Annotated in this window: 10 protein-coding genes; 8 read left to right on the top strand and 2 right to left on the bottom strand. The window is 36.7% G+C overall.

Features of this window, described 5'->3' with window-relative positions; all coding sequences use genetic code 11:
• Positions 1-98: 98 nt before the first annotated feature.
• Positions 99-1,043 (bottom strand): D-2-hydroxyacid dehydrogenase, encoded by a 945-nt coding sequence (locus tag GSA01S_RS00810; RefSeq protein ID WP_066123778.1) that lies wholly within the window; start codon positions 1,041-1,043, stop codon positions 99-101.
• A gap of 135 nt (positions 1,044-1,178) precedes the next feature.
• Between GSA01S_RS00810 and pepF the strand changes: the two genes are divergently transcribed.
• Positions 1,179-2,975: an oligoendopeptidase F gene (pepF, locus tag GSA01S_RS00805; RefSeq protein ID WP_066123776.1), complete on the top strand. Its 1,797-nt coding sequence runs from the start codon at positions 1,179-1,181 to the stop codon at positions 2,973-2,975.
• Between the two features lie 177 nt (positions 2,976-3,152).
• Here pepF and GSA01S_RS00800 read toward each other — a convergent pair whose 3' ends face one another.
• Complete coding sequence (locus tag GSA01S_RS00800) at positions 3,153-4,115, bottom strand: L-lactate dehydrogenase (RefSeq protein WP_066123772.1); 963 nt, start codon at positions 4,113-4,115, stop codon at positions 3,153-3,155.
• Positions 4,116-4,328: 213 nt separating this feature from the next.
• Between GSA01S_RS00800 and pth the strand changes: the two genes are divergently transcribed.
• The 7 genes from pth (at position 4,329) to hpt (ending at position 12,160) form a co-directional block, all read left to right on the top strand.
• Positions 4,329-4,898, top strand: coding sequence for an aminoacyl-tRNA hydrolase (pth, locus tag GSA01S_RS00795; RefSeq protein ID WP_281176404.1), 570 nt, complete (start codon positions 4,329-4,331; stop codon positions 4,896-4,898).
• A 222-nt stretch (positions 4,899-5,120) separates the two neighbouring features.
• Positions 5,121-8,651: a transcription-repair coupling factor gene (gene mfd / locus GSA01S_RS00790; RefSeq protein WP_066123766.1), complete on the top strand. Its 3,531-nt coding sequence runs from the start codon at positions 5,121-5,123 to the stop codon at positions 8,649-8,651.
• Between the two features lie 6 nt (positions 8,652-8,657).
• Positions 8,658-8,948 carry an RNA-binding S4 domain-containing protein gene (locus GSA01S_RS10920; RefSeq protein WP_066123763.1) on the top strand — a complete coding sequence of 97 codons (291 nt, stop codon included), beginning with the start codon at positions 8,658-8,660 and terminating at the stop codon, positions 8,946-8,948.
• A 134-nt stretch (positions 8,949-9,082) separates the two neighbouring features.
• Complete coding sequence (locus GSA01S_RS00780) at positions 9,083-9,442, top strand: FtsB family cell division protein (RefSeq protein ID WP_066123759.1); 360 nt, start codon at positions 9,083-9,085, stop codon at positions 9,440-9,442.
• Positions 9,443-9,505: 63 nt separating this feature from the next.
• Positions 9,506-10,021, top strand: a complete 516-nt coding sequence (locus tag GSA01S_RS00775; RefSeq protein ID WP_066123756.1) for a S1 domain-containing RNA-binding protein — start codon at positions 9,506-9,508, stop codon at positions 10,019-10,021.
• 80 nt (positions 10,022-10,101) lie between these two features.
• Complete coding sequence (gene tilS, locus GSA01S_RS00770) at positions 10,102-11,553, top strand: tRNA lysidine(34) synthetase TilS (RefSeq protein ID WP_066123751.1); 1,452 nt, start codon at positions 10,102-10,104, stop codon at positions 11,551-11,553.
• 52 nt (positions 11,554-11,605) lie between these two features.
• Positions 11,606-12,160, top strand: coding sequence for a hypoxanthine phosphoribosyltransferase (hpt, locus tag GSA01S_RS00765; protein WP_066123749.1), 555 nt, complete (start codon positions 11,606-11,608; stop codon positions 12,158-12,160).
• Positions 12,161-12,214: the final 54 nt, after the last annotated feature.

Here is a 12,214-nt window from a genome sequence, read left to right as displayed (position 1 = left end):
TGAACAATATTCTTAACTAAATTTATCAAGTTTATACCCAGTCTAATTTAGCACCAAAGTGGGAGTGAACTAATCCTACCCTGGTGCTTTTTTTACATTTAATACCCTCTCTTATAATCCAATAAATTAACGGTTGGCATCTTGCCTTGCTGGTAAAGCGGAAAGTTTTCTAAGAAAATATCGATGATTCGCGGACTGTAAAAGTCACTAATCCCAGCTCGGTGTGGCGTAATAATGACATTCTGCATGTCCCATAAGGGGCTATCTGTTGGTAAAGGTTCGACTTCAAAGACATCTAAGCCAGCTCCTTTGATTTCATTATTTTGGAGTGCTTGTATCATGGCTTTTTCATCGACTGATTTGCCACGGCCTACATTGATAAAAATAGCCTCTTTAGCCATCGCGTTAAATTGTTTTTCAGCAAATAATTTATCCGTTGCCGGCGTATGCGGAAGGCTATTGACAATATAATCGTACTGACCAAGTAATGAATCGAGTTCTGCTATGGCATAACAATTGTTGAAATAATCAACAGCATGTCCGGTACGGTTCACTCCGTCTACCGTCATATCAAATGCTTGAGCAATTTTAGCAAATGCTTGTCCGATTTCACCTGTGCCAAGGGATAAAGCTTTTTTTCCTGTCAATTCACCATAATCGGCTGGGCGTTCCCATTGGTGTTTCATTTGATAATCTCTTGATGTATGGAGATGACGTGTAAACATAATTAAGTAACCGACAATTTGTTGAGCAATATTAGGAGCGTTCGCGCCTTTTGCGGTCGTGATTATAATTTCATGTTCAGCTAATTTATCTAAGGGAATGCTATCGACACCAACCATCCATAGTTGAATCCATTTAATTTTATGCTCCATCGTTAGCACGTCTACAATCATATCACTCCAACCTAAGATGATTTCATATTGTGCCAAATCTTCAGCTGTTATTTCAGATTCATTGATTGCGACCAAATTGGCTTGTGTTTTACTCTGTAATAATTTAAATTGTGCCTCATTCAATTGAGGCAGAACAGCAATTTTCATATAAACCTCCTATATTACACTTCTTTTCTTCATTTTAGCGTATGCGCAGTAAATATTCAAAAGAGTCGATTAATTGACAAGGTTAACTATAGGGTTATAATATATTTATTAGAAAATTATGAGAGGTGGAAGTATATGATCAATCGTGAGACAGCCCCAATTGAACAGACTTGGGACTTAACCACATTATTTCAAGATGAAAAAAGCTATGAGGAAGCACTCGACAAATTAGTGGTGGACACAGAAAACTTTACTAAACAGTATCGAGGTCAGATACAAACCGCTACCGATATTAATGCTGCTTTTGCTCATTATCGCTCGATTTTAGAACTAAGAGCACGCATCCTCCCTTATGCTAGTTTGCCTGTAAATGCGAACACTTTAGATAAAGAAGCACAAAATCGCTATAGTCATGCTAGTCGTATTTTAGCCAATGTATCGGCGCAATTATCTTTCTTTGAAAATGAAGTAGCGAACATTGCAGATGATATATTAAAAGAAGCGGCCAAAAATACAGAAGACCAATTAGCGATTACTAAATTGATTAAACAAAAACCACATCAATTATCGCCAGAAACAGAAGCGGCCTTAGCTGCATTATCCAATACACTTGACTATCCATATCAAGGTTATAATGACATTAAATTCAAAGATTTACAATTCCCAGATTTTGAAGTGAATGGACAATTACATGAAATGACCTATAACAGTTTTGAAGGGCGTCAAGAAGCGACCCCTGATACCGATCTTAGAAGAGCGGCTTTTCGTAACTTTTCCGATACTTTAAGTTGTTATCAAAATTCAACCGCCTCGGTTTATAATGCCCAAGTTCAAATGGAAAAAACGATGGCGACCTTACGTGGCTATGACTCAGTCATTGATTATTTACTTGAACGACAAGATGTATCGGTAGATTTATATAATCGTCAAATCGATGTGATTATGGAAGAATTAGCCCCTAATATGCGTCGTTATGCACAGTTGATTGGCGAGATCTATCAATTGGATGAAGTTCATTATGAAGATTTAAAATTGGATATCGACCCAACTTTCTCACCGAATGTAACCTATCAGGAAGCGCAACAGTATGTGTTGGATGGCTTAGCCCAATTAGGAGAAGATTATTTAGCGATTATGCGAGAAGCCTTTGATAATCGTTGGATTGATTATGCCGAAACACGCGGTAAGAGAACGGGTGCCTTTTGTAATTCACCTTATGGTACCAATTCATTTATCCTCATGTTCTTTTCAGAAAATATGTCCGATACGATGACTCTGGCTCATGAGTTAGGTCATGCAGGTCATTTTCAAATGGCGCATCGATATCAAAATATCTTAAATGCGCGCCCTTCGATGTACTTTGTAGAAGCGCCATCTACTGCTAATGAATTATTAGTAGAAAATCATTTATTAGATGTAGCAGGCGATGATGTCAGAATGAAGCGTTGGATTATCTCGCAAATGGTAGGGAAAACTTATTATCATAATTTCGTGACCCATTTATTAGAGGCTTATTATCAACGTGAAGTCTATCGCTTAGTGGATCAAGGAAAGAGTGTTGATGCGGAGACATTGAATCGTATTTATCGCGAAACCTTAGAAAAATTCTGGGGTGATAGTGTCATACTAACAGAAGGGGCAGAACTCACTTGGATGCGTCAGCCTCATTATTATATGGGACTGTATTCATACTCTTATTCCGCAGGTTTAACTATCGGGACTCAAGTAGCGAATAATATTCGTCATCAGGGAGCAGTAGCAGCCCAAAAATGGATTAAAGTATTGCAAATGGGCGGTTCTAAATCGCCATTGGAATTAGCCAAAGCAGCCGATGTAGATGTTTCAACGGATCAACCATTAAAATCAACGATTGCCTATATCGGACGTTTAATCGACCAATTAGAAAACTATACGAAAGAATTAAATAAATAATGGGGAATATTAAAGTGGACGAGAAGTTACCAAATTAACGAGTGACACTTCTTATCCGCATTATCACCATTTGAGTAAACTGAAAATACGCTTTTCTATCTTACTCAACAATTGTGCTAATAGAAAGAAAAAAAGACTGAGCAGATTAATTTCTGTCCAGTCTTTTAAAAATTTATCTTATTGTTCTAATAAAGCAAAACCTTTATCGATAACATTTTTCAATGTAGTAGCTGATAAATTCATCTTTTCAGTCTCAGCATCGTTTAATGGGATTTCGATAACTGTCTCGATACCTTGACGACCAATCACGGCTGGAGCTCCGATAAAGATATCTTTTTGACCATATTCACCATTTAAATATACTGATAATGGAAAGACCGCTTTATTATCATCTAAGATAGCTTTACAAATACTTGCTAAGGCAACAGCGATACCATAGTATGTTGCACCTTTTTTAGCGATAATTTCATAAGCAGCATCACGTACTTTAAAGAAGATGTTAACTAATTCTTCTTCGTCAACTTCTGGGTGAATTTTAACCCAGTCAGCGATTTGTAATCCACCGATGTTAGCGTGTGACCAAACAGGGAATTCTGTATCACCGTGTTCACCTAAGATATAACCGTGAACGTTACGCGCATCAACGCTAACTAAGTCAGCAATACGTTGACGGAAACGTGCTGTATCTAATGAAGTACCTGATCCAATAACACGTTCTTTAGGAAAACCACTGAATTTCCAAGTTGCATAAGTTAAAACATCAACTGGGTTTGAAGCGATTAAGAAGATGCCATCGAAACCAGATGCGACAATTTCACCGATAATTCCTTTGAAGATTTTTAAGTTTTTGTGTACTAAGTCTAGACGTGTTTCACCGGGTTTTTGAGCAGCACCAGCAGTGATCACGACGATATCTGCATCGTGGCAGTCAGCGTATGATGCAGCATAGATTTTTTTAGGCGAGGTAAATGCTAATGCACTTGATAAGTCTAAGGCATCCCCTTCTGTTTTCTCTGTGTCAATATCGATAATACCTAACTCACGACCAATATTTTGTGTAACAGTTGCAAATGCAAAACTTGAACCAACAGCGCCATCTCCAACTAAGATAATTTTGCTTTTTGATGATTTTTGTGACATTTAGCAAACCTCCTAAATTATATTGTTTTTTATAGTATAACAAATAATTATATAAAATTAAAGCTAAAAAAGAGTATTTTATCAAAGAAAAATAATACTAACGCTTTATTTATTGTGTAACAGTTTTCAATTCGGACTAATACAGATTTATATAGGACGACTTTTCAAAATAGTTATGATATAATAAATCTACAGATTAACAATAGGTGATACATAATGAAATTAATTATTGGATTAGGTAACCCAGGAAATAAATACGATGGGACACGTCATAATATTGGTTTTGATGTCGTTGACCGATTTTTGGACAAACATTCTTTATCAATGACGGGTCAAAAATTTAGAGCAGATTATACGAGCTGGCATCATAATGGTGAGCGAATTTATTTTATGAAGCCTTATACGTATATGAACTTATCAGGAGAAGCAGTGCTTCCTTTAATGAGTTATTTTGGTATTGGCATGGAAGATATTTTGGTTATTTATGATGACTTGGATTTAGAACCGGGTCGTATTCGTTTACGTCGCAATGGGAGTTCGGGCGGCCATAATGGGATGAAGAGTATCATTGAGATGCTAGGTAGCCAAGAATTTAACCGTATCAAAGTCGGTATTGGTAGACCATCAGGTGGTTGGAAAGTTGTGGATCATGTTTTAGCATCATTTTCACCAGAAGAACGAGTGACGATTGACGCGACTATTGATCGAGTGGTTGAAGCAATAGAACATTGGATTGAACATGATGATTTTTCAGCAACCATGAATATTTACAATCAAAAATAACTAGTAAAATTTAAATCAAAATTGGCTTGGAGAGACGTGAACCTTCTTGCCAAACTGAGAAATATTTAGTATTTGCGCAGTGATTGAGTATTTTCAAACATCGTCAATATAGACTTGTTTATTAACTACTCAATGGTGCGGGGGTGGGAGACGAAGCAGAGATAATTCTATTTTCTACTTGTTACCCACTCCCCTTTGTGTGTTGTTAGGAGAATTATATTAATGATAAATTATTTAAATAAAGAACCATTTTCAAAGGTTGTTCAGGAGCTGAATAAGATTCAAGCTCCTGAAAGCCAACAATTAGTAACGGGGGTTGATGACAGCGCTCGGGCTGTTCTGTGGGCACAATTATTTAACGAACAACCAAGACAATTATTAATCGTTGAACCTGTTGCGACTCATTTGACCCAATTAGTCGATGATTTACAACAGTTATTGCCTGATTATCCAGTTCATTTATTTCCGGTAGAAGAAGCTATGCCGATTGAATTTTCAGTGGCTTCATTTGATAATCAAGCGATGCGCGTTGAAGCCTTAACGGCTTTAGCAAGTGGTGAGCCATGTGTGATTGTCGCATCTGGTTTGGCATTGAGAAAAAGATTAACGCCGGTATCTATTTGGAAAGATGCCCAAGTAACATTAAGTTTAGGAGATGATATTGAGCGATTCGAACTTGAAAAGCGTTTAAATTACTTAGGGTATATGCGTGAGTCAATGGTGCAAGCTCCGGGCGAATATAGTATCCGTGGTAGTATTATTGACTTCTATCCATTAAATTATGAATATCCAGTTCGCTTAGATTTCTTTGATACAGAATTAGATTCCATCCGTTTCTTTGATGCTGAAACCCAAGAATCGATTGACAATGCTGAGACAATTCAATTATTACCTGTTAAAGATGTTTTGTTCAGTTTAGAAGAGCAACAAGCAGTCTTACCTCAAATTCAGGCCGATTTAGAAAAAAGAGTGAAAAAAATCAAAGATGATGAGACTCAAGAACAAGTTATGAAAGGGATGACCGATTATCTTGAACGTCTTCAACATGGGGAACCGTTGCAATATCATTTAGCTTACTTAGAATACCGTGATCCCAAGGGAACCACCCTTGTAGACTATTTAGCCGATGAAGGCACCCTTATTATTAATGAATTAGATCGGATTCAAAATCGTGAACGTCAATCGATTGAGGAAGATTTATTTTGGATTGAACAAGAAATGACCAAAGGGAATTTATTACCTGGTCTTTCTATTAAAGTGGAAGCGACAGAACAAATAAAAAATGCCAAACAGCCTAAAATTTATTGTTCGGTCATTCAATGTGGATTAGGTAAATTAACGTTTAGAGCCATTCATCATATCCATTATCGCAGTATGAACCAATTCTTTAATCAAATGCCATTGGTTAAAACAGAAATCGATCATTGGTTGAAACAAGAAAATATTGTGCAGGTCGTTTTACCTACACTTGAAGAAGCTAGAAAAGCACAGGCTCGTTTTGAAGAATATGACATTCAACCGGTTGTCATTCAAGATACAGCCACCCTTAGTCCGCATGCGGTCAATATCGTAGTGGGTAATTTAACCAATGGATTTGAATTACCGGTTGCTAAATGGGTAGTGTTAACTGGTAAAGAATTATTCAATCAGGTTAAGCGTCGCAGTGTGCGCAAGCAAACTTTATCCAATGCTGAACGTATTAAAAGCTATTCAGAGCTTGAAATTGGAGACTATGTCGTCCATATTAATCATGGGATTGGGCAGTATACCGGGGTAGAAACCATTGAAATCAATGGCGTCCATCGCGATATGGTGTCGGTCGTCTACCAAGACAACTCGCGTATTTTATTACCTGTTGATCAAATTCAACTATTACAAAAATATGTCGCATCAGAATCCAAAGTACCTAAGTTAAATAAATTAGGGAGCGCTGAATGGCAGAAAACGAAAGCTAAGATAGCGACTAAAATTGAAGACATTGCGGATGAATTAATTGAGTTATACGCTAAACGTGAAAACCAAAAAGGCTATGCATTTGAACCTGATACACCAGAGCAAGCAGCGTTTGAAAATGCTTTTAGTTATGTAGAAACAGATGATCAATTACGTTCTACGGCTGAAATTAAAGCCGATATGGAAAAAGAACGGCCAATGGATCGCTTATTAGTCGGTGATGTTGGCTATGGTAAGACCGAAGTCGCAATGCGAGCGGCTTTTAAGGCCGTAATGGATGGTAAACAAGTGGCCTTTCTGGTACCGACTACTATTTTAGCGCAACAACATTATAATACTTTAATTGAACGTTTCGTTGACTTTCCTGTTAATATAGGCCTTTTAAGTCGCTTCGTTACGCAAAAGCAACAAAAAGAAACGATAACAGGATTAGCTTTAGGTAACATCGATATTGTCGTTGGTACGCATAGAGTTTTATCGAAAGATATTGAATTTGCCGATTTAGGGCTATTAGTAGTCGATGAAGAGCAACGTTTTGGGGTAAAACATAAAGAACGCTTGAAACAATTAAAATCTCAAGTCGATGTCTTAACCTTAACCGCAACCCCGATACCAAGAACCTTGCATATGTCGATGATTGGTGTGCGTGACTTATCGGTTATTGAGACACCACCAAATGATCGTTTCCCTGTGCAAACTTATGTGATGGAGCGAAATGAAGCAGCGATTAAATCGGCCGTTGAACGTGAAATGGCCCGTGGTGGACAGTGTTTTTATTTATATAATCGGGTCGCAACCATCGATCAACGTGCCCAAGAATTACAAGAATTAGTACCGGAAGCTCGTGTCGCGGTTGCGCATGGTCAAATGACAGAAGTGCAATTAGAGACCATCTTAATCGATTTTATCAATGGTGCGTATGATATATTAGTCACGACCACGATTATTGAAACCGGTGTGGATATTCCCAATGCGAATACCTTATTTGTCGATATGGCTGACCATATGGGACTGTCAACTTTGTATCAATTAAGAGGACGTGTGGGTCGAACGAACCGGGTTGCATATGCCTACTTAATGTATGAACCTTTTAAACAATTAAGTGAAATCAGTGCCAAACGATTACAAGCGATTCAAGAATTTACTGAATTGGGGAGTGGCTTTAAAATTGCGATGCGTGACTTATCGATTCGTGGCGCTGGTAATTTATTAGGGAAGCAACAATCTGGCTTTATCGATTCTGTCGGTTTTGATATGTATTCACAAATGTTAAAAGAAGCCGTGGATGTTAAACGTGGCTTGAAGAAACCTGTCTCAGAGGAAACATCAGAAAATATTGAGTGGGATTTAATGCTCGATGCTTATATACCATCTTCATATATTAGTGATGAACGTCAGAAAATTGCTATTTATAAATCCATTCAACAAGTGGATTCTGAAGAAGCTTATCGTCAATTACAAGATCAGTTGATTGACCGTTTTGGTGAATTTCCTGATGAAGTGAGTGATTTATTAGAGATTGCCTTAATTAAGCATTATGGGTTATTAGCTGGCGTTGAACAAATTAAGCAGAAAAATGATCAAGTGGAAGTGACCTTTAATCCGCGCATGACCCTTAAATTACAAGGGGCAACCATTTTCGAGTTATTGCAAGACATTCCGGTAAAAATTAAAGTAGCGGTAGAAAATGAACAGCTGAAGGTAACCTTACAAGTTCGAGGCATACCAAGTTATCAATGGTTAGGTTATTTGAAAAACTTAACCCAAGCCATTGCTGAAAGAAATAAAGTAAAGGAGTAATAGTAGATGAGATTAGATAAGTTTTTAAAAGTATCACGATTGATAAAACGACGTACCGTTGCCAAAGAAGTAGCCGATCAAGGACGTATTAAGATTAATGATACTGTTGCTAAATCGAGTTCAACCGTTAAGATTGGTGATACCCTAGAGGTTCGTTTTGGTAATCGCATTATGACGGTCGAAGTTTTAGATATTCGTGATACGACGAAGAAAAATGAAGCAGTCGAATTATATAAAATTATCTCTGAAGAAAGAATTGAAAAAGAAATTCCAATTATTGATGAATTTTTAAGTTAAGCCTTTATCATCATCATGAATCCTAAGTTTCAAACGAATAATTAAAAAAATTTTAAAAGAAAAAAATAACCTTTTATGGTAATTATTTTCTTTCAATGATATACTCATGATGTATGGGTATTGGAGGTGAGTCAATGGCTCAATATAATAGAAATAAATCTAAGAAAACTGTCAAAGGAAAATATCAAAAGCAGTTCAACATCGTTTTTACTTTCGTTTGTTTACTTTTGATTGGGGCAGCTTGCTTATCTTTAATGAATAACATTGGTAAAAAGCAAGCGACGCTTGAGCAATTGACTCAAGTCCAAGCAAAACATAATCAAGCGGTCGAAAAAAATCGACAAGCGCAACAAGAATACAATCAAGTACAAGATAGTGAATATTTAGAACAAGTCGCACGCCGAGATTACTATTACTCAAAAGAAGGCGAAATTATTTTCGACCTTGGAGAGACGGAATCTGTTTCAGAAGAAACAACCATCCTTCCAGAATAATTTATTTAATGTTTTACAATGTCTTATTATGAAAGACAATTTTTAAGGAGGAAAAAGCATTTTATGTCAGTTGAAGTGGGGCAGAAAGTTACAGGGAAAGTAACCGGGATTACACATTTTGGTGCTTTCGTCGAATTGCCAGAGAATCAATCTGGATTAGTTCATATTAGTGAGGTATCCGATGGATTCGTAAAAGATATCAATTCCGTTCTTTCGGTAGGACAAGAAGTGGAAGTAAAGGTATTGACTATCGCCAACGATGGAAAGATTAGTTTATCAATCCGTCAAGCTAATGAAAATAAAACAGTGGAGAGACCTCAACGTCAAGGTTTTAGAAAAGGGTCAGACAATCAGTCGTCAGAACCAAAATTTAAAAAGAATTTTGATGGCGTAAGTAATGAGAATCGTAATTTCCCAAATAAATTTGGAAATCAAAATACGAATCATCAAAATAATCGTCAAACAAGCGATTTTGATCAACTGATGAGTAATTTCCTTAAAGATAGTGAAGAACGTTTAACTTCAATCAAACGTAATACAGAAGGTAAACGTGGTGGCCGCGGCGGACGTCGTAGCTAATAACATTTAGATAAAGCACTTGTTTTTGACCGCAGGTTATAAGCAAGTGCTTGTTTTATGTGAAAGACAGGTGTATATAGATGGAAAAAACGATTGTCAAAGTGAAAAATCAACTCGATGCTTGGAAAGAGTGGCAACAAGCGAAAGTGGTCTTACTAGCCGTTTCAGGTGGCGTCGATTCAGTCGTGTTATTGGATATCATTTATAAATTAAACCAAGAACTAGCGCAACCTAAAAAAATCGTCCTAGCTCATTTTAATCATCACCTTCGACAAGAAAGTGATATTGATGCGAATGTGGCGAAAACATTAGCCGAAAAACATCAAATTATTTATTATGTAAAAAGTTGGGAAAATCCAGCAACAAAAAATGTCGAAGCAGCGGCAAGAGATGCGCGTTATCAATTTTTTGCAGAAATCATTGAAAAAGAAGCAGTGGATATCTTATTAACGGGTCATCACTTAAATGATTTAGCTGAGACGGTACTGATGCGTTTAACACGCGGAACGTCGTTAAAAGGATTGCGGGGGATCGAAGCCAATTATCGTCGTTTGTTAATGACGGTTGACCAAAGACCGGTGTACGTTCAAATGATGCGCCCGTTATTAACGATTGCTAAAACCGAATTATATGATTATGCAGCAGAACATGATTTAGAATTTGTAGAAGATGCTTCTAATCAAGATACCAAATATTTCCGCAATCGAATTCGTCATCAAATTTTGCCTGTATTAGAGCAAGAAAATCCTAATTTTTTAGAAAACATGTTAGCCCTTCAAGAGCAATTACAAGCAAGTTATTCGGTACACTATGCAAATTATTTAAAACGTGAGCCAATGTTATTAATGTATTCAGAAAAATTGCGTTGGGTTTTATATGTACCAGCTTTTGTTGAGTTAGAAGAAAATCAACGAAAAGTGTTTTTAGCCCTCTTTTTTGAAGAGCGTTTAGTGGAAGATATTCCAACCTATACGAAAGAGGCAATAGATCGAGTTGATCAAGTGATTATGAATGACCGTCTACCGAATAGTAGTTTTCAATTAAATGAAAATTGGGTGGTGCGACGTGAATATGATTTTATCTATATCCAACCTAAGGAAGAAGAAAAACAGCTTGATCAAAAATTGAGTGTTCAAATTAAGCATATTAATCACTGGCATATCATTAGTGAGAAAGAACAAATTGGATTATTTGATGAACGTTATTTTTCAACCTCTCAAGTATTGGAAATGGACTATTCTTTACGCTTGTATTTAAAACCCGACCAGCTACCAGGTTTTTATGTGCGCCATCGTAAAGATGGTGATCGTTTAGCCTTAAACGATGGACATGGCGATATTTTTCATAAAAAAGTGAGTCGTTATATGATAGATAATAAGATTCCCTTAAATGATCGCAATCAAATGTGGTTGCTTTGTGACCGACAAGAAGAAGTCATCGCCATTATCGGTCATATTTCTTCAAGAAATTATCGTCATCGCCATCCAGCGGCTGAAAGTTACTTGTTTTTATATCGAAAAATGCAAGACTAATAGAAAAGATTATGTTAAAATGAAGGTTATCGAAAGGTTAAAGGAGACTCATATGTTAGAACAAGATATTGAACGTGTAGTAGTAAGTAGAGAAGAAATCAAGGCTGCATGTGAAAAATTAGGTAAACAATTAACAGAAGATTATCAAGGTAAAGACGTGTTGGTTGTAGGAATTTTACGTGGCGCTGCTTTATTCATGATGGATATTATTAGAGAAATGGATTGCCATCTTGAAATGGATTTTATGGATGTTTCAAGTTATCATGGTGGAACTTCTTCATCAGGTGAAGTTAAGATTATTAAAGACTTAGACTCTCGCGTTGAAGGGCGTCATATTTTAATTGTAGAAGACATTATTGATACGGGACGTACATTGCGTTATATCATGGATTTATTAAAATACCGTAAAGCAGCCTCAGTCAAAGTGTGTGCTTTAACTGACAAACCAGAAGGTCGTGTTGTTAAAGATGTAAAAGCGGACTATGTAGGGATTGAAGTTCCTAATGAGTTTTTAGTAGGATATGGCTTGGATTACGAACAAAAATATCGTAACTTACCTTATATTGGGGTTTTAAAGCCAGAAATCTATACTAAAAGCAAAGCATAGGACTTTTCGAATTTAATATGGTATGATAGTCAAGATATTAAATCGGATCGGAGG

This window comes from Globicatella sanguinis NBRC 15551 (assembly GCF_001552295.1).
Classification (GTDB): Bacteria; Bacillota; Bacilli; order Lactobacillales; family Aerococcaceae; genus Globicatella; species Globicatella sanguinis.
This window is presented reverse-complemented; position numbering and strand designations above follow the sequence as displayed.

Coding starts and splice junctions, on each gene's coding strand:
- GSA01S_RS00800 (WP_066123772.1), bottom strand. CDS start 4,115: ATGTCACAAAAATCATCAAAAAGCAAAATTATCTTAGTTGGAGATGGC.
- tilS (WP_066123751.1), top strand. CDS start 10,102: ATGGAAAAAACGATTGTCAAAGTGAAAAATCAACTCGATGCTTGGAAA.
- GSA01S_RS00775 (WP_066123756.1), top strand. CDS start 9,506: ATGTCAGTTGAAGTGGGGCAGAAAGTTACAGGGAAAGTAACCGGGATT.
- pepF (WP_066123776.1), top strand. CDS start 1,179: ATGATCAATCGTGAGACAGCCCCAATTGAACAGACTTGGGACTTAACC.
- mfd (WP_066123766.1), top strand. CDS start 5,121: ATGATAAATTATTTAAATAAAGAACCATTTTCAAAGGTTGTTCAGGAG.
- GSA01S_RS10920 (WP_066123763.1), top strand. CDS start 8,658: ATGAGATTAGATAAGTTTTTAAAAGTATCACGATTGATAAAACGACGT.
- GSA01S_RS00780 (WP_066123759.1), top strand. CDS start 9,083: ATGGCTCAATATAATAGAAATAAATCTAAGAAAACTGTCAAAGGAAAA.
- hpt (WP_066123749.1), top strand. CDS start 11,606: ATGTTAGAACAAGATATTGAACGTGTAGTAGTAAGTAGAGAAGAAATC.
- GSA01S_RS00810 (WP_066123778.1), bottom strand. CDS start 1,043: ATGAAAATTGCTGTTCTGCCTCAATTGAATGAGGCACAATTTAAATTA.